Here is a 17,365-nt window from a genome sequence, read left to right on the forward strand (position 1 = left end):
GGAATTGTACCCAAGCACTGGCCGGGGCGCGATGTTAGTGGCGTTAAAGCGGTCATATTGGTCGTTGGGCCGGGAAATAAGGATGAATCCAGCCTTTTTTCATGCTGTTCATCCTCTGTTGCAACGAAAGCAAACGCTTTTTTCATTCTTTTTTAAGTGCTGACCTTGGCCGGCTACCCATTGGTTCATGCCGTAATCTGTACAATGCGTTTTTTTCACCAACACAAGAGGTGTGCGCTTTGACTGCTCCAGGTGCTTTGAATTCCGCTGCTGGCTCGCTTTATGTCGTGGCCACGCCTATCGGTAACCTGGATGATATGAGCGTGCGCGCATTAAAAGTGTTGCGAGAGGTTGCGCTGATTGCCGCTGAAGATACTCGCCACTCGTTACGGCTGATGCAGCATTTCGGTATTTCCACGCCCTTGGCTGCCTGTCACGAGCACAACGAGCGTGAGGAGGGGAGTCGATTCATTACACGGCTGCTCGCGGGCGATGACGTCGCACTGATCTCTGATGCAGGGACGCCGCTTATCTCTGATCCCGGTTATCACCTGGTGCGACAGGCGCGTGCCGCTGGCATCGCGGTGGTTCCAGTGCCGGGTGCCTGTGCGCTGATCGCGGCCTTGTCAGCGGCCGGCTTGCCCTCGGACCGGTTTATTTTCGAAGGCTTCTTGCCAGCCAAAGCGGTAGGGCGGCGGGCGCGACTTGAACTGCTGAAAGAAGAGCCGCGCACCTTGATCTTCTATGAGGCGCCACACCGCATCCTTGAGTGCCTGCAAGACCTGGAACTGGTGTTCGGCCCTGAGCGTCCGGCGTTGTTGGCGCGCGAGCTGACTAAAACCTTCGAAACCCTCAAAGGTCTGCCCTTGGCGGAGCTTCGTGCGTTCGTCGAAGGTGACAGTAATCAGCAGCGCGGTGAATGCGTGGTGCTGGTGGCAGGCTGGACCTTGCCCGAAGATGAGGACGTCATCGGTACCGAAGCTCGGCGTATCCTGGATTTGCTGCTGGAGGAGATGCCTCTCAAACGCGCGGCGGCCTTGGCGGCGGAGATCACCGGGGTGCGCAAGAATTTGCTTTATCAGGTAGCGCTGGAAAAACAAAAAGATGCATAAAAGATCCTTCTTGGCCTGACCGTCAAAATGCGCGGGACTTATTAAAGCTTGTTCTTGAGCCTCCGTGCCGCTAACCTTGGCGGCGGAGAGTCGATTGGACAGTCGCTGCCTTCTATTGTTCCGCAATAGGGGGGGGAGGAAAGTCCGGGCTCCATAGGGCAGAGTGCCAGGTAACGCCTGGGAGGCGCGAGCCTACGGAAAGTGCCACAGAAAATAACCGCCTAAGCACTTCGGTGCCGGTAAGGGTGAAAAGGTGCGGTAAGAGCGCACCGCACGTCTGGCAACAGTTCGTGGCAAGGTAAACCCCACTCGGAGCAAGACCAAATAGGGTTCCAAGGCGTGGCCCGCGCTGGAACCGGGTAGGTTGCTAAAGGCGTCCAGTGATGGCCGTCGTAGAGGAATGACTGTCCTCGACAGAACCCGGCTTACAGATCGACTCTCCACCTTTTCCCCCTCTCTGCTTTTTCGTAGCAGAAGCGCTTTTGTAATATCAAAAAAATCTTACTCTTGATAAATCACTTTAACTTCGAGCCACAGTGCTTTGAGTCAATTCAGGTTTATTCGTCAAAACAATTGAGAAATTGTTCCTTCACCTGTTTTTCCCCTCCTAAATCTCCGATCTGTAAGGGTTTTCCTTAGGACCGCGCCTTGACGGTGTGGTGGGCGCATTCCTATAGTGTGCACAAGTGGCGAGAAGTGGCATGAAGTGGGTTTTTTCGCCGTAAAAAGTTAATATTCGGAGATCGCGGTTGTGTTTCGTGGTGCTAATGCAATCAATCTCGATGCAAAGGGCCGTCTCGCTATGCCGAGCCGGTACCGCGACGAGCTGGATTCGCTTAGCGCCGGGCAGTTGATCGTGACAATTGATGCTGCCAGCCCCTGCTTATGTTTGTACCCATTGTCCGAATGGGAATTGATTGAAGCCAAATTGCGTGATTTGCCGACATTTCGTGAAGAGAACCGTCGCTTGCAACGGTTATTGATCGGGAATGCGGTTGATTTAGAGCTTGATGGTAGCGGCCGTTTTCTGGTCCCGCCGCGCCTTCGCGATTATGCCAAGTTGGATAAGCGCGTGATGTTAGTTGGCCAGCTTAATAAGTTTCAACTGTGGGACGAGGACGCCTGGAACGCTCTTGCTGAAGCGGATCTGGCGGCCATTCAACAACCGGGCGCTATGCCTGATGAACTGCGTGATTTGATCTTGTGACTATGAATAGCGGCTTTACCCACATCACCGTACTGCTTGATGAAGCTGTAGAGGCTCTCGCGGTGCGTGCCGATGGCTGCTACCTGGATGGCACGTTTGGGCGTGGCGGACACAGCCGTTTGATATTGCAGCACCTGGGTCCCGGCGGTCGCTTGCTGGGATTCGATAAAGACCCCCAGGCAATTGCCACCGGGCAAGCGCTGGCGGCCGAAGACGGCCGCTTTGTCATTGTGCAGCGCAGCTTTGCCGAGCTGGGTTCTGAACTCGAAAGTCGCGGTCTTGCGGGCAAGGTCAGCGGCGTTTTGCTCGACCTTGGCGTGTCCTCTCCGCAGCTGGACGACCCTGAGCGCGGTTTCAGCTTCATGAACGACGGTCCGCTGGACATGCGCATGGACCCGAGTCGTGGCATCAGCGCTGCCGATTTTATCGCCACTGCATCAGCAGAAGAAATCGCCCGTGTGTTCAAGGAATACGGCGAAGAACGCTTTGCCAAGCGCATGGCAAATGCCGTGGTTCAGCGTCGTGAGACCCAGCGTTTCGAGCGCACGGGCGATCTGGCTGAAGTGCTCAAGGTTGCCAACCCTGCGTGGGAAAAAGGCAAGAATCCAGCGACCCGCGCGTTCCAGGGATTGCGTATTCACGTCAACAACGAGCTGGGCGATCTTGAAGCCGGGCTTGAGGCTGCACTCGAAGCGCTGGAAATCGGTGGCCGTCTGGTTGTGATCAGCTTCCACTCGCTGGAAGATCGCATCGTCAAACTGTTCATGCGCAAGCTCGCCAAAGGCGAAGCCGACAAAATGCCCCGCGACCTGCCGATTCGTTTTCAGGCGTTTGATCCAAAAATCAAAATCCTGGGCAAGGCGCAATTCGCCTCCGAGACTGAAACCAAAGCCAATCCACGTTCGCGTAGCGCTGTCATGCGTGTGGCGGAGAAGCTCCGGTGAGCCGGCTTTTTCTCAAGCCTCTGCCTGGCGGCAGTTTCATTATGTTGCTGCTGTTCGTTGCCGTGCTCGTTTCGGCGATCGGCGTGGCTTACAGCGCACACTGGAACCGGCAGTTACTTAACTCCCTGTACTCCGAGCTGAGCGTGCGCGACAAAGCGCAGGCAGAGTGGGGGCGCCTGATTCTCGAGCAAAGCACCTGGACCGCCCACAGCCGGATTGAAACGCTGGCCAGCGAACAGCTGAAAATGCGTATCCCCAGCGCTGCTGAAGTGCGGATGGTGGCGCCATGATGAAGCTCGAGGGCGCCCTCTATCCCTGGCGCTTTCGCGTGGTGGTGGGGCTGCTTGGGATCATGGTGGGCGCGATCTGCTGGCGCATCATCGATCTGCAGGTGATTGACCATGACTTCCTGAAAGGTCAGGGCGATGCTCGCAGCGTACGGCACATCCCTATCCCGGCTCACCGTGGCTTGATCACCGACCGCAACGGCGAGCCGTTGGCGGTCAGTACGCCCGTGACGACGCTGTGGGCCAACCCGAAAGAAATGCAACTGGCCAAAGAAAAATGGCCTGCGCTTGCCGCCGCTCTGGGCCAGGACGCAAAACTGCTCGGCGACCGCCTGGATGCTCAGGCCGGTAAAGAATTCATCTACCTGGTTCGCGGCCTGACGCCGGAGCAAGGTCAAGTCGTGCTCGACCTGAAAGTCCCAGGCGTCTATGGCATCGAAGAGTTCCGGCGTTTCTACCCGGCGGGCGATGTCACTGCGCACATGGTCGGCTTCACCGACCTGGACGACCACGGTCGTGAAGGGGTCGAACTGGCGTATGACGACTGGCTGGCCGGTGTACCGGGCAAGCGACAGGTCATCAAGGATCGGCGCGGACGACTTATCAAGGATGTCCAGGTTACAAAAAACGCCAAGGCCGGGAAGACCTTGGCTTTGTCTATTGATCTGCGCCTGCAATATCTGGCCACCCGCGAGTTGCGCAACGCCATTCAGGAAAACGACGCCAAAGCTGGCAGCCTGGTGATCATGGACGTGAAGACTGGCGAAGTATTGGCCATGGTCAACTCGCCGACCTACAACCCCAACAACCGTCGCACCATGGTGCCGGCGGCGATGCGTAACCGCGCCATTATCGACGTGTTCGAGCCCGGCTCGACCATGAAGCCGATCTCCATGACCGCCGCTCTGGACAGTGGCCGCTGGAAACCTACCGACAAAGTCGAGGTTTACCCAGGCACACTGCAGATCGGCAAATACACCATTCGTGACGTTACCAAGACCGAGGGCCCGATCCTCGATTTGACCGGGATCCTGATCAACTCCAGTAACGTCGGTATGAGCAAGGTGGCCTTCGACGTCGGCGGCGAAGCGATTTTCCGTGCGATGCAGCGAGTCGGGCTGGGCCAATACACTGGCCTGGGTTTCCCGGGCGAGCGCGTTGGCAATTTGCCCAACTACCGTGAGTGGCGCAAAGCAGAAACCGCGACCTTGTCCTACGGCTACGGTCTGTCGGTCACCGCGTTGCAACTGGTGCATGCCTATTCCGCGCTGGCCAACAATGGCCGTATCGTGCCGCTGACCATCCTGAAAACCGATACGCCACCGGAGGCTACCCAGGCGATTCCGGAGGCCACCGCAAAAACCGTACAAGGCATGTTGCAGCAAGTGATCGAAGACCCGCGTGGTGTGTTCCGCGCCCGGGTGCCGTCCTACCATGTGGCCGGCAAAAGCGGTACCGCACGTAAAACAGCGGTGGGCACCAAGGGTTACGCCGAAAACTCCTATCGCTCTTTGTTCGCAGGCTTTGGTCCGATGAGCAACCCGCGGTACGCGGTAGTCGTGGTCATCGACGAACCCGGCAAAGCGGGCTACTACGGTGGTCTGGTGTCGGCGCCAGTATTTAGCAAGGTCATGTCCGGCACGTTGCGACTGATGAACGTTACCCCGGATAACCTGGCCCCTATTCCCACGCAGGAACAAGTCAATGCTGCGCCTGTTGTTAAAGGAGGGCGTGGTTAATGCCTGTTAGCCTGAACAAGATTTTTGCCCACGCCGAGCGCGATCTGTTGATCCGCGAGTTGACTCTCGACAGCCGTAATGTGCGGGCTGGCGATCTGTTTCTGGCGGTGCCGGGCGGCAAACTCGATGGTCGTGCGCATATCGCCGATGCGCTCAAGCGGGGCGCTGCGGCAGTTGCTTACGAAGTTGAAGGCGCAACAGTTTTGCCCATCACTGATGCGCCGTTGATTCCGGTCAAGGGCTTGGGGGCACAACTGTCCGACATCGCCGGGCGCTTTTATGGTGACCCGAGCCGCAGCCTGAATCTGGTGGGCGTCACCGGCACCAACGGTAAAACCAGTGTCACCCAGTTGGTCGCGCAAGCGCTGGATCAGCTTGGGCAACACTGTGGGATTGTTGGCACCCTGGGCACAGGGTTTTACGGCGCGCTGCAAAGCGGCCGTCATACCACGCCTGATCCGATAGCCGTGCAAGCGATGCTGGCCGATTTGAAGAAAGCCGGCGCGCGTGCGGTGGCGATGGAAGTGTCTTCCCACGGTCTGGATCAGGGACGTGCGACTGCATTGGCGTTCGACGTCGCGGTGCTGACCAACCTGTCCCGTGATCATCTGGACTACCACGGCACGATGGAAGCCTACGCAGCCGCCAAGGCGAAATTGTTTGCCTGGCCAGATCTGCATTGCCGGGTGATCAATCTGGATGACGATTTCGGTCGGCAACTGGTCAAAGAAAAACACGAATCGCGGCTGATCAGCTACAGCCTTGACGATCCCCGCGCAGACCTTTACTGCCGTGATGCGCACTTCGATGACGATGGCGTACGCGCCATGCTGGTCACCGCGCAAGGCGAGCACAATCTGCAAAGTAGCCTGCTGGGTCGTTTCAATCTGAGCAACGTGCTGGCTGCGGTCGGCGCGCTGATGGGCCTGGACTACGCGCTGGATGAAATTTTAAGCGTGCTGCCGAAACTGGAAGGTCCGGTCGGTCGCATGCAGCGCCTGGGCGGCGGCACCCAGCCGTTGGTCGTGGTCGATTACGCACACACCCCCGACGCGCTTGAAAAAGTCCTCGAAGCTCTGCGCCCGCACGCCAAGGGCCGGCTGATGTGCCTGTTCGGTTGTGGCGGGGATCGAGATCGCGGCAAGCGTCCGTTGATGGCTGAAGTGGTTGAGCGGCTGGCGGATACGGTCGTGGTCACCGATGACAATCCACGGACAGAAGTGCCTGCGCAGATTTTCGATGACATCCGCCAAGGGTTTGTTGCCGTCGATAAAGTCAGCTTTGTTGCCGGTCGCGGTCAGGCCATTGCCCAATTGATTGCCAGTGCCAGCGCGGCGGACGTGATCGTGTTGGCAGGCAAGGGTCATGAGGACTACCAGGAAATCGAGGGCGAGCGCCATGCGTTCTCCGATCTGGAAGAAGCCGGCAAAGCGTTGACTGCATGGGGGGTGGCACATGCTTAAGCCGCTGACGTTCAGTCAACTGATCGGGCCACTCGCTGGCCGTCAGGTCAATGCAGATTGCAGCTTTACCGGTGTCAGCATCGACAGCCGCGCGATTGTTCCGGGCCAGCTGTTTATAGCGCTGACCGGTCCACGTTTCGACGGCCATGATTATCTTGATGACGTCGCGAGCAAAGGCGCGGTCGGTGCGTTGGTCGAGCGTGAGGTTGCAGGCTCCGTTCTGCCGCAACTGGTGGTCGAAGATACCCGTCAGGCGCTGGCGCAGCTCGGTGCCCTGAACCGTAATGCGTTCGACAAGCCGCTTGCCGCGATCACCGGCTCCAGCGGTAAAACCACGGTCAAGGAAATCCTCGCGAGCATCTTGCGCACGCGCGGGCCGGTACTGGCCACGCGCGGTAATTTGAACAACGACCTGGGGGTTCCGCTGACCCTGCTCGAGCTGGCGCCTGAACACACGGCCGCAGTGATCGAGCTGGGCGCTTCACGTGTCGGCGAAATTGCCTACACCGTCAGCCTGGCCAAACCCCATGTCGCACTGATCACCAATGCCGGAACTGCCCACGTGGGTGAGTTCGGCGGCCCGGAAAAAATTGTCCAGGCCAAGGGTGAAATTATCGATGGCCTCGACGCAACCGGTATCGCGGTACTCAATCGTGATGACAAGGCGTTCGCCATCTGGCAAGCACGGGCGGATGGACGCCAGGTCGTGAGCTTTTCCTTGAGCGACGAGGCTGCTGATTTCTACTCGCGTGATCTGACCCGCGATGTTCGCGGGTGCCCGAGTTTCACATTGCACGGTCCGTCCGGCGCGGCGTCTGTCCAGCTCAATCTGCTGGGCACGCACAACGTCACCAACGCCCTGGCTGCTGCTGCGGCGGCGCATGCCTTGGGTGTTTCGCTGGAAGGCATCGTTGCAGGGGTTAATGCGGTACAGCCAGTCAAAGGTCGTGCGGTTGCGCAATTGGCCACTAATGGTATTCGCGTAATCGACGACACGTATAACGCTAACCCCACCTCAATGTGCGCTGCCGTTGATATACTCGCCGGCTTTTCTGGGCGCACCGTTCTGGTGCTCGGGGATATTGGCGAGTTGGGCGAGTGGGCGGAAGAAGGCCATCGTCAGGTCGGCGCATACGCTGCGGGCAAGGTGTCGGCGTTATATGCGGTGGGGCCTTTTATGACCCATGCCGTGAACGCTTTTGGCCAGCACGCTCGCCACTTCACCAACCAGACCGACCTGATCGCGGCGCTTGGCGCCGAGCAGGACACTAATACCACTATTTTGATCAAGGGTTCACGCAGCGCTGCGATGGAAAACATCGTCGCGGCTTTGTGTGGTTCTAGCCGGGAGAAACACTAATGCTGCTGCTGCTGGCGGAATATCTGCAACAGTTCTACAAAGGCTTCGCGGTCTTTCAATACCTGACTCTGCGCGGGATTCTCGGCGTGCTCACTGCGTTGTCGCTCTCGCTGTGCCTGGGTCCATGGATGATTCGCACCCTGCAGAATCGCCAGATCGGCCAATCGGTACGTAATGACGGTCCGCAGTCTCACCTCTCCAAGTCGGGCACACCGACCATGGGCGGCGCGTTGATCCTCTCGGCGATTACCGTCAGCACCCTGCTGTGGGCTGATCTGAGCAACCGTTATGTCTGGGTCGTGTTGATCGTCACGTTGCTGTTCGGTGGCATTGGTTGGGTCGACGATTACCGCAAAGTGATCGAGAAGAACTCCAAGGGGCTGCCTAGCCGCTGGAAATACTTCTGGCAGTCAGTGTTCGGCCTTGGCGCCGCGATTTTCCTTTATGCGACTGCGCCGTCCGCGGTAGAAACCACCCTGATCCTGCCGATGCTCAAGGATGCCAGCATCCCGCTCGGTGCCGGCTTCATGGTGCTGACCTATTTCGTCATCGTCGGATCGAGCAACGCAGTCAACCTGACGGATGGTCTCGACGGTCTGGCGATCCTGCCGACGGTGATGGTTGGCGGTGCGCTGGGTATCTTCTGCTACCTGTCGGGTAACGTGAAATTCGCTGAATACCTGCTGATCCCTTATGTACCGGGCGCGGGTGAACTGATTGTGTTCTGCGGCGCGTTGATTGGCGCAGGTCTGGGCTTTCTCTGGTTCAACACGTACCCGGCGCAAGTTTTCATGGGCGACGTCGGTGCCTTGGCACTCGGCGCCGCACTGGGCACCATTGCCGTGATCGTTCGTCAGGAAATCGTCCTGTTCATCATGGGCGGTGTATTCGTGATGGAAACCCTTTCAGTCGTCATCCAGGTCGCGTCCTTCAAGTTGACCGGTCGCCGTGTGTTCCGCATGGCACCGATTCACCACCACTTTGAACTCAAAGGCTGGCCCGAGCCGCGCGTGATTGTCCGTTTCTGGATCATCACCGTGATTCTGGTGCTGATCGGCCTTGCCACCCTGAAACTGAGGTAGAACGAGTGTCTCTGATCGTTTCTGACCACTTCCGCATCGTTGTCGGTCTCGGCAAGAGCGGCATGTCCCTGGTTCGCTTCCTGGCGAAGCAGGGCGTGTCGTTTGCTGTGGCTGATACGCGGGACAATCCGCCTGAGTTGGCGACGTTGCGTCAGGACTACCCGCAGGTGGAAGTACGTTGCGGCGAGCTGGATGTGGAGTTTCTCTGCCGTGCCGACGAGCTGTACGTCAGCCCCGGCCTGGCATTGGCGACCCCTGCATTGCAGCAAGCGGCGGCCCGTGGCGTGAAATTGTCGGGTGATATCGAGTTGTTCGCGCGTAACGCGAAGGCGCCCATCGTTGCAATCAGCGGTTCGAATGCGAAAAGCACGGTCACCACGCTGGTGGGTGAAATGGCGGCCGCAGCGGGTAAACGTGTTGCAGTCGGCGGCAACCTCGGCACCCCGGCGCTGGACCTGCTCGATGACTCGGTCGAGTTGTACGTGCTTGAGCTCTCCAGCTTCCAGCTTGAAACCACTGACCAACTCGGCGCTGAAGTGGCGACTGTGTTGAACGTCAGCGAAGATCACATGGACCGTTACAGCGGCCTGCCGGCGTATCACTTGGCCAAGCACCGGATTTTCCGTGGTGCCCGGCAAGTGGTGGTCAATCGGCAGGACGCACTGTCGCGGCCGCTGATCGGTGAAGGCTTGCCGTGCTGGACCTTCGGTCTGAACACACCAGATTTCCACGGTTTCGGTCTGCGCGAAGAGAACGGCGAAAAATACCTCGCCTTCCAGTTCGACACCCTGATGCCGGTCCGCGAGCTGAAAATTCGCGGCGCACACAATCAATCCAATGCCTTGGCTGCGTTGGCGCTCGGGCATGCAGTGGGCTTGCCGTTTGACGCCATGCTCAGCGCCTTGCGCACCTTCACCGGCCTCGCGCATCGCTGCCAATGGCTGCGTGAGCGTGCAGGTGTCAGCTATTACGACGACTCCAAAGCCACCAACGTTGGCGCCGCGCTGGCTGCCATCGAAGGCCTGGGCGTGGATATCACGGGCAAGCTGGTGTTGATCGCAGGCGGAGATGGCAAGGGTGCTGATTTCAGCGCCTTGCGTGCCCCTGTCGTCGCCTATTGCCGCGTGGTCGTGTTGTTGGGCCGCGATGCTGAATTGCTGGCCAAGACCTTCGGCGATGCGGTGCCTTTAGTCCGCGTCAAAACCCTGGAAGAAGCTGTGCAACGTGCTGCCGAATGGGCTCAGGACGGGGATGCGGTACTGCTGTCTCCCGCCTGCGCCAGCCTGGACATGTTCAAGAACTTTGAAGAGCGTGGGCGTTTGTTCGCTCACGCCGTGGAGGCCTTGTCATGATTCTGGGTGTGATCAAGCCTTATCCATCGCCGCTGATCAGCGGTCGCGGCATTGATGTCGACTTCCCGATGTTGGCCGGTTGCCTTGCGCTGCTGGGCCTGGGGCTGGTGATGATCACTTCTGCCTCGTCAGAAGTGGCCGCCGTGCAGTCCGGCAACCCGCTGTACATGATGATGCGTCACCTGGTGTATCTGGTCATCGGTTTGGGCGCCTGTGGCGTGACCATGATGATTCCTGTTTCGACCTGGCAGCGCCTGGGCTGGCTGATGTTGATTGGCGCCTTCGGTTTGCTGGTGATGGTATTGGTGCCGGGGCTGGGCCGTGAGGTTAACGGTTCGATGCGCTGGATCGGTTTCGGGATGTTCAACGTCCAGCCTTCGGAAATCGCCAAGGTGTTCGTGGTGATCTTTCTTGCCGGTTACCTGGTACGGCGCCAGCAGGAAGTTCGCGAAAGCTGGATGGGCTTCTTCAAGCCATTCATCGTTTTGCTGCCGATGGCAGGTTTGCTGCTGATGGAACCGGACTTCGGTGCCACCGTCGTAATGATGGGGGCTGCGGCAGCGATGCTGTTCCTCGGTGGCGTAGGACTGTTCCGCTTCACCCTGATGGTGGTGTTGGCGGTGGGCGCGGTGTTCGTGCTGGTTCAAGCGCAGCCCTATCGTATGGCGCGTCTGATCACCTTCACCGACCCCTGGTCCGATCAGTTTGGTTCCGGTTATCAGTTGACCCAGGCCCTGATTGCCTTTGGCCGTGGCGAATGGTTCGGCGTCGGTCTGGGTAATAGCGTTCAGAAGCAGTTCTATTTACCTGAAGCGCACACCGACTTCGTGTTTGCCGTGCTCGCGGAAGAATTGGGCGTGGTCGGCTCGCTGATCACTGTGGGCTTGTTCGTATTCGTCAGTATCCGGGCCATGTACATCGGCATGTGGGCCGAGAGGGCCAAGCAATATTTCGCAGCCTATGTGGCTTACGGTCTGGCGTTCCTGTGGATTGGTCAGTTCCTGATCAACATCGGCGTAAACGTCGGACTGTTGCCGACCAAAGGCCTGACCTTGCCCTTCCTCAGTTATGGCGGCAGTTCGTTGGTGATCTGCTGCGCAAGCCTGGGCTTGCTGCTGCGCATCGAGTGGGAAGCGCGGACCAATACCGGCAGCGAAGAAACGGAATTCAATGAAAGCGACTTCACCGAGGAGCCGACCCATGGGCGCTAACGTGCTGATCATGGCGGGCGGCACGGGCGGGCACGTCTTCCCGGCGCTGGCCTGCGCACGCGAGTTTCAGGCACGCGGCTACAGCGTGCACTGGCTCGGCACACCGCGCGGTATCGAAAACGAACTGGTCCCGCAAGCGGGCTTGCCGCTGCACTTGATCAACGTGACCGGCCTGCGGGGCAAGGGCGTGCTTACGCTGTTGAAGGCGCCGTTTGTGGTGCTTAAGGCTTTGTTGCAAGCGCGCAAGATTGTTCGTCAATTGCAGCCAGTGTGCGTACTGGGAATGGGTGGTTTCGTCACCGGCCCTGGCGGCCTGGCAGCGAAATTGGCGGGTGTACCGCTGATCATTCATGAACAGAACGCTGTCGCCGGTACAGCCAATCGCAGCCTGGCGCCGTTTGCCACTCGCGTGTGCGAAGCCTTCCCGAACACATTTTCGGCTTCGGCAAAACGCCGTACCACCGGCAATCCGGTACGCACCGAGCTGTTTCTCGAAACGCCGCGTCAGGCGTTGGCCGGACGTAAAGCCCGTTTGCTGATTCTTGGCGGAAGCCTGGGCGCTGAGCCACTGAACAAACTGCTGCCCGCCGCATTGGCACTGGTGCCGCTGGAGTTGCGACCTGAAGTGTTTCATCAGGCCGGCAAGAATCATGACCAGATCACCGCAGAGCGCTATCGCACTGCCGATGTCGAGGCGCAAGTGGCGCCCTTCATCAAAGACATGGCCCAAGCCTATGGCTGGGCCGACCTGGTGGTTTGTCGCGCAGGCGCGCTGACCGTCAGTGAACTGGCGGCGGCTGGTCTGCCGTCGTTGTTGGTGCCGTTGCCCCACGCGATCGACGACCACCAGTCCCGTAATGCCGACTATCTGGCCCGCGAAGGTGCAGCCTTCGTCATGCCACAAGCGACAACTGGCGCAGCCGAAATGGCCGCACGCCTGAAAGAGGTTTTGATGCAACCCGAACAATTGAACAGCATGGCCCGCACGGCTCGCGACCTGGCCAAACCTGATGCAACGCGCACTGTGGTCGATATCTGTCTGGAGGTGGCTCATGGTTGAGAACAAGAGGGCGATGCCCCAGCCGGAAATGCGCCGCATCCGTCGCATCCACTTCGTCGGTATCGGCGGTGTGGGCATGTGCGGTATTGCCGAGGTGCTGCTTAACCTGGGCTACGAAGTGTCCGGCTCCGACTTGAAGTCTTCACCGGTGACTGAACGTCTTGAATCGTTCGGCGCTAAAGTGTTTATCGGCCATCGCGCCGAGAACATCGCGACGGCTGACGTACTGGTGGTCTCCAGTGCAGTCAATACCGCCAACCCGGAAGTCGCTACTGCTCTGGAGCGTCGCATTCCTGTGGTCCCGCGTGCCGAAATGCTGGCCGAACTGATGCGCTATCGCCACGGCATCGCAGTCGCTGGCACGCATGGCAAAACCACCACCACCAGTTTGATCGCTTCGGTGTTCGCGGCCGGTGGCCTGGACCCGACGTTCGTTATCGGTGGTCGCCTGAATGCTGCCGGAACCAACGCTCAGTTAGGCACCAGTCGTTACCTTATCGCTGAAGCGGATGAAAGCGACGCCAGCTTCCTGCACTTGCAGCCGTTGGTGGCCGTGGTCACTAACATCGACGCCGACCACATGGCGACCTACGAGGGCGACTTCAATAAACTGAAGAAAACCTTCGTCGAGTTCCTGCACAACCTGCCGTTCTATGGGCTGGCCGTGGTGTGCATCGATGACCCGGTGGTGCGTGAAATTCTGCCGCTGATCAAGCGTCCGACGCTGACTTACGGCTTCAGCGAAGAAGCCGACGTACGGGCCATCAACGTGCGTCAGGCAGGCATGCTGACTTACTTCACCGTGCTGCGTCGTGACCGCGCGCCGCTGGATGTCTCGGTAAATATGCCGGGCAACCACAACGTTCTCAACTCGTTGGCGACCATCGCTATCTCTACCGATGAAGGTGTCAGCGACGAGGCCATCGTTCAGGGGCTGTCGGGCTTCCAGGGCGTCGGTCGACGCTTCCAGATCTATGGCGAGCTGCCGGTGGAAGGCGGCAATGTGATGCTGGTCGACGACTATGGCCATCACCCGCGTGAAGTGGCTGCGGTAATCAATGCTGTTCGTGGCGGCTGGCCTGATCGTCGTCTGGTCATGGTTTACCAGCCTCATCGCTTCAGCCGCACCCGCGACCTTTACGATGACTTCGTGCAAGTACTGGCCGAAGCCAACGTGTTGTTGCTGATGGAAGTCTATCCAGCCGGGGAAGAACCGATTCCTGGTGCCGACAGCCGCAACCTGTGCCACAGCATCCGTCAACGGGGTCAGCTGGACCCGATCTACATCGAGCGTGGCGTCGAGTTGGCACCGCTGGTCAAACCACTGTTGCGTGCTGGCGATATTTTGCTGTGCCAGGGCGCCGGTGACATTGGTGGCTTCGCGCCGCAACTGCTTCGAAGCCCGCTGTTTGCAGGTGCTGTCGTGGCCCCGACCGAGGGGAAACTGAAATGACTTCGACCCTGCAATCCGCCTTGTTGTCCACGCTCGAACCCAAGGCTTTCGGCCGTGTCGCCGTGCTGTTCGGCGGTAAAAGCGCTGAGCGTGAAGTGTCGCTGAAATCCGGCCAGGCAGTGCTCGAGGCCCTGCAAGGCGCAGGTGTCGACGCGTTCGGCATCGACGTCGGTGACGACTTCCTGCAGCGCCTGGTCAGCGAAAAAATTGACCGTGCTTTTATCGTCTTGCACGGTCGTGGCGGCGAAGACGGCAGCATGCAAGGCTTGCTGGAATGTCTGGACATCCCCTACACCGGCAGCGGTGTGCTGGCTTCTGCGCTGGCCATGGACAAGTTGCGGACCAAGCAGATCTGGCAAAGTCTGGGCTTGTCGACACCTCGGCATGCCGCATTGAGCACTGAAGCTGATTGTATTTCTGCGGCAACGGAACTGGGCTTCCCTTTAATCGTCAAACCCGCCCATGAAGGTTCGAGTATTGGTATGGCCAAGGTGACCAGCGTCGATGAATTGATCGCCGCGTGGAAAGCTGCCAGCACCTACGATTCACAAGTATTGGTCGAGCAATGGATCCAGGGTCCGGAGTTCACTATCGCGACTCTGCGTGACCAGATATTACCGCCCATCGGTCTGGGCACTCCCCACAGTTTCTACGACTACGACGCCAAGTACCTGGCTTCCGATACTCAGTATCGGATTCCTTGCGGGCTCGACAGTGCAAAAGAACAAGAGCTTAAAGATCTTACTGCGCGTGCTTGCGAGGCCGTTGGCATTGCAGGTTGGGCGCGTGCGGACGTTATGCAGGATGCTGACGGCAAGTTCTGGTTGTTGGAAGTGAACACCGTCCCAGGCATGACCGACCACAGTCTGGTCCCTATGGCGGCACGAGCGGCGGGTCTGGACTTTCAACAGTTGGTGTTAGCGATTCTGGCTGACAGTGTCGAGGCGCGAGGTTAATCCCATGCAAGGCGCGATGCTACGTCATCAGCAACCCGTTCCCGGCCGCAAGCCGGTGCCGCGTGGTGCCAGTCGGATGGTGGCCAAAGAGCCGCTGTCGATGCGCCTGCCTAAAGCAAACTTCGGATTCTTCAAGCGTCTGTTCTGGCCTGTGATGTTGGTCGTTCTGGGCTTCGGCACTTACGAAGCCGCACAGCGGCTGTTGCCGTATGCCGACCGGCCAATTACCCGGATCAATGTGCAGGGTGATCTGAGCTACATCAGCCAGCAAGCGGTGCAGCAGCGGATTGCCCCGTATGTGGCGGCGAGCTTCTTCACCATCGACCTCACAGGGATGCGCACCGAACTGGAACAAATGCCATGGATCGCCCACGCCGAAGTCAGGCGTGTCTGGCCCGATCAGGTGGTCATTCGTCTGGAAGAACAATTGCCGGTGGCGCGCTGGGGTGAAGAGGCGCTGCTGAACAACCAGGGTCAGGCGTTTACCCCGCGCGAGCTGGCCAATTACGAGCATCTGCCTCAACTGTTCGGCCCTCAGCGAGCCCAGCAGCAGGTGATGCAGCAGTATCAGGTGTTGAGTCAGATGTTACGGCCGTTGGGTTTTTCCATCGTACGTCTGGAATTACGTGAACGTGGCAGTTGGTTTTTGACCACTGGTGCAGGCAGTGCGGGCCCGGGTATCGAGCTGTTACTGGGACGCGACCACCTGGTGGAAAAAATGCGCCGATTTATTGCCATTTATGAAAAAACGCTTAAAGAACAGATCACGAATATTGCGCGCATCGACCTGCGTTACTCCAACGGCCTTGCCGTGGGATGGCGTGAGCAGGTTGCGCCTACGACGGACAAACCCGCCGTCGCGAAGAATTGATAAGAGGCAGGACCATGGCAAACGTGCAAAGCGGGAAAATGATCGTCGGCTTGGATATCGGCACCTCCAAAGTGGTGGCGCTGGTGGGCGAAGTCGGGGCGGATGGCACCCTGGAAATCGTCGGTATCGGCACGCATCCTTCCCGCGGCCTGAAGAAGGGCGTGGTGGTGAACATCGAGTCCACCGTGCAATCGATCCAGCGCGCCGTTGAAGAAGCTCAGCTGATGGCCGGTTGCCGTATCCACTCGGCTTTCGTCGGTGTAGCGGGCAACCACATTCGCAGCCTGAACTCCCACGGCATCGTGGCGATCCGTGATCGTGAAGTCAGCATGGCGGATCTGGAGCGTGTACTCGATGCCGCCCAGGCCGTGGCGATTCCAGCGGATCAGCGGGTGCTTCACACCCTGCCGCAGGACTACGTGATCGACAACCAGGAAGGCGTACGTGAGCCTTTGGGGATGTCGGGCGTACGTCTGGAAGCCAAGGTTCATGTGGTGACTTGCGCCGTCAATGCCGCACAGAACATCGAAAAATGCGTGCGTCGTTGCGGGCTGGAAATCGACGACATCATTCTCGAGCAGTTGGCCTCCGCGTATTCGGTGCTGACGGATGACGAGAAAGAACTGGGCGTTTGCCTGGTTGATATCGGCGGCGGCACCACTGACATCGCCATCTTCACCGAAGGCGCGATTCGTCATACCGCGGTCATCCCGATTGCGGGCGACCAGGTCACCAACGACATCGCGATGGCGTTGCGCACACCGACCCAATACGCCGAAGAGATCAAGATTCGCTACGCCTGTGCCCTGGCCAAACTGGCTGGCGCCGGTGAAACGATCAAAGTACCAAGCGTCGGCGACCGTCCACCACGTGAGCTGTCCCGTCAGGCGCTGGCTGAAGTGGTCGAGCCGCGTTACGACGAGTTGTTCACATTGATTCAGGCCGAACTGCGCCGCAGTGGGTATGAGGATTTGATCCCGGCCGGCATCGTGCTGACCGGTGGTACCTCAAAAATGGAAGGCGCGGTCGAACTGGCCGAGGAAATCTTCCATATGCCGGTACGCCTCGGCGTGCCGCACAGTGTCAAAGGGCTCTCGGACGTCGTCCGCAACCCAATCTATTCCACTGGTGTGGGGCTGTTGCTGTACGGACTGCAAAAGCAATCCGACGGTATTTCATTGTCCGGCATCAGTAGCAGCAGCTATAGCGATGAACCTAAAACACCGGTATTCGAGCGCCTCAAGCGCTGGGTGCAAGGCAATTTCTAA

The 17,365-nt window shown here is 58.9% G+C and carries 15 protein-coding genes and 1 other RNA gene; all 16 read left to right on the plus strand.

The features are described 5' to 3' along the window. Positions 1 to 239 precede the first annotated feature (239 nt). Positions 240 to 1,112, plus strand: coding sequence for a 16S rRNA (cytidine(1402)-2'-O)-methyltransferase (gene rsmI, locus AC1MEA_RS11495; RefSeq protein ID WP_480917861.1), 873 nt, complete (start codon positions 240 to 242; stop codon positions 1,110 to 1,112). An 86-nt stretch (positions 1,113 to 1,198) separates the two neighbouring features. Further along, positions 1,199 to 1,556: RNase P RNA component class A (gene rnpB / locus AC1MEA_RS11500), an RNA gene on the plus strand. A gap of 307 nt (positions 1,557 to 1,863) precedes the next feature. Further along, on the plus strand, positions 1,864 to 2,319 hold the full coding sequence (gene mraZ / locus AC1MEA_RS11505) for a division/cell wall cluster transcriptional repressor MraZ (protein ID WP_219062262.1): 456 nt from the start codon (positions 1,864 to 1,866) through the stop codon (positions 2,317 to 2,319). A 2-nt stretch (positions 2,320 to 2,321) separates the two neighbouring features. After that, positions 2,322 to 3,263: a 16S rRNA (cytosine(1402)-N(4))-methyltransferase RsmH gene (gene rsmH / locus AC1MEA_RS11510; protein ID WP_219062360.1), complete on the plus strand. Its 942-nt coding sequence runs from the start codon at positions 2,322 to 2,324 to the stop codon at positions 3,261 to 3,263. After that, positions 3,260 to 3,553, plus strand: coding sequence for a cell division protein FtsL (ftsL, locus tag AC1MEA_RS11515; RefSeq protein WP_219062261.1), 294 nt, complete (start codon positions 3,260 to 3,262; stop codon positions 3,551 to 3,553). Before rsmH ends, ftsL begins: the two co-directional genes overlap by 4 nt. Beyond that, positions 3,553 to 5,289 carry a peptidoglycan D,D-transpeptidase FtsI family protein gene (locus tag AC1MEA_RS11520; protein WP_449635069.1) on the plus strand — a complete coding sequence of 579 codons (1,737 nt, stop codon included), beginning with the start codon at positions 3,553 to 3,555 and terminating at the stop codon, positions 5,287 to 5,289. The genes ftsL and AC1MEA_RS11520 overlap by 1 nt, the downstream gene beginning before the upstream one ends. Beyond that, entirely contained in the window at positions 5,289 to 6,752 is a 1,464-nt protein-coding gene (locus AC1MEA_RS11525) for a UDP-N-acetylmuramoyl-L-alanyl-D-glutamate--2,6-diaminopimelate ligase (RefSeq protein ID WP_480917863.1), read from the plus strand. The genes AC1MEA_RS11520 and AC1MEA_RS11525 overlap by 1 nt, the downstream gene beginning before the upstream one ends. After that, positions 6,745 to 8,112, plus strand: a complete 1,368-nt coding sequence (locus tag AC1MEA_RS11530; RefSeq protein WP_480917865.1) for a UDP-N-acetylmuramoyl-tripeptide--D-alanyl-D-alanine ligase — start codon at positions 6,745 to 6,747, stop codon at positions 8,110 to 8,112. The genes AC1MEA_RS11525 and AC1MEA_RS11530 overlap by 8 nt, the downstream gene beginning before the upstream one ends. Continuing rightward, positions 8,112 to 9,194 carry a phospho-N-acetylmuramoyl-pentapeptide-transferase gene (gene mraY / locus AC1MEA_RS11535; RefSeq protein ID WP_219062258.1) on the plus strand — a complete coding sequence of 361 codons (1,083 nt, stop codon included), beginning with the start codon at positions 8,112 to 8,114 and terminating at the stop codon, positions 9,192 to 9,194. The genes AC1MEA_RS11530 and mraY overlap by 1 nt, the downstream gene beginning before the upstream one ends. A 5-nt stretch (positions 9,195 to 9,199) precedes the next feature. After that, entirely contained in the window at positions 9,200 to 10,546 is a 1,347-nt protein-coding gene (murD, locus tag AC1MEA_RS11540) for a UDP-N-acetylmuramoyl-L-alanine--D-glutamate ligase (protein WP_480917866.1), read from the plus strand. Continuing rightward, complete coding sequence (gene ftsW / locus AC1MEA_RS11545) at positions 10,546 to 11,757, plus strand: putative lipid II flippase FtsW (protein WP_219062358.1); 1,212 nt, start codon at positions 10,546 to 10,548, stop codon at positions 11,755 to 11,757. The genes murD and ftsW overlap by 1 nt, the downstream gene beginning before the upstream one ends. Then, positions 11,747 to 12,817 (plus strand): undecaprenyldiphospho-muramoylpentapeptide beta-N-acetylglucosaminyltransferase, encoded by a 1,071-nt coding sequence (gene murG, locus AC1MEA_RS11550; RefSeq protein WP_480917868.1) that lies wholly within the window; start codon positions 11,747 to 11,749, stop codon positions 12,815 to 12,817. Before ftsW ends, murG begins: the two co-directional genes overlap by 11 nt. Continuing rightward, positions 12,810 to 14,270, plus strand: coding sequence for a UDP-N-acetylmuramate--L-alanine ligase (gene murC / locus AC1MEA_RS11555; protein ID WP_219062255.1), 1,461 nt, complete (start codon positions 12,810 to 12,812; stop codon positions 14,268 to 14,270). Before murG ends, murC begins: the two co-directional genes overlap by 8 nt. After that, positions 14,267 to 15,226, plus strand: coding sequence for a D-alanine--D-alanine ligase (locus AC1MEA_RS11560; RefSeq protein ID WP_480917869.1), 960 nt, complete (start codon positions 14,267 to 14,269; stop codon positions 15,224 to 15,226). Before murC ends, AC1MEA_RS11560 begins: the two co-directional genes overlap by 4 nt. Before the next feature lie 4 nt (positions 15,227 to 15,230). Further along, entirely contained in the window at positions 15,231 to 16,097 is an 867-nt protein-coding gene (locus tag AC1MEA_RS11565) for a cell division protein FtsQ/DivIB (RefSeq protein WP_219062253.1), read from the plus strand. A 14-nt stretch (positions 16,098 to 16,111) separates the two neighbouring features. After that, complete coding sequence (ftsA, locus tag AC1MEA_RS11570) at positions 16,112 to 17,365, plus strand: cell division protein FtsA (protein WP_219062252.1); 1,254 nt, start codon at positions 16,112 to 16,114, stop codon at positions 17,363 to 17,365.

This window comes from Pseudomonas sp. ASL8, from assembly GCF_056680355.1.

What these genes read in the sequence shown, in the direction of transcription:
- murG (WP_480917868.1), top strand. Translation starts at nt 11,747, where the DNA reads ATGGGCGCTAACGTGCTGATCATGGCGGGCGGCACGGGCGGGCACGTC.
- AC1MEA_RS11520 (WP_449635069.1), top strand. Translation starts at nt 3,553, where the DNA reads ATGAAGCTCGAGGGCGCCCTCTATCCCTGGCGCTTTCGCGTGGTGGTG.
- AC1MEA_RS11525 (WP_480917863.1), top strand. Translation starts at nt 5,289, where the DNA reads ATGCCTGTTAGCCTGAACAAGATTTTTGCCCACGCCGAGCGCGATCTG.
- mraY (WP_219062258.1), top strand. Translation starts at nt 8,112, where the DNA reads ATGCTGCTGCTGCTGGCGGAATATCTGCAACAGTTCTACAAAGGCTTC.
- AC1MEA_RS11560 (WP_480917869.1), top strand. Translation starts at nt 14,267, where the DNA reads ATGACTTCGACCCTGCAATCCGCCTTGTTGTCCACGCTCGAACCCAAG.
- AC1MEA_RS11530 (WP_480917865.1), top strand. Translation starts at nt 6,745, where the DNA reads ATGCTTAAGCCGCTGACGTTCAGTCAACTGATCGGGCCACTCGCTGGC.
- rsmH (WP_219062360.1), top strand. Translation starts at nt 2,322, where the DNA reads ATGAATAGCGGCTTTACCCACATCACCGTACTGCTTGATGAAGCTGTA.
- AC1MEA_RS11565 (WP_219062253.1), top strand. Translation starts at nt 15,231, where the DNA reads ATGCAAGGCGCGATGCTACGTCATCAGCAACCCGTTCCCGGCCGCAAG.
- murC (WP_219062255.1), top strand. Translation starts at nt 12,810, where the DNA reads ATGGTTGAGAACAAGAGGGCGATGCCCCAGCCGGAAATGCGCCGCATC.
- ftsA (WP_219062252.1), top strand. Translation starts at nt 16,112, where the DNA reads ATGGCAAACGTGCAAAGCGGGAAAATGATCGTCGGCTTGGATATCGGC.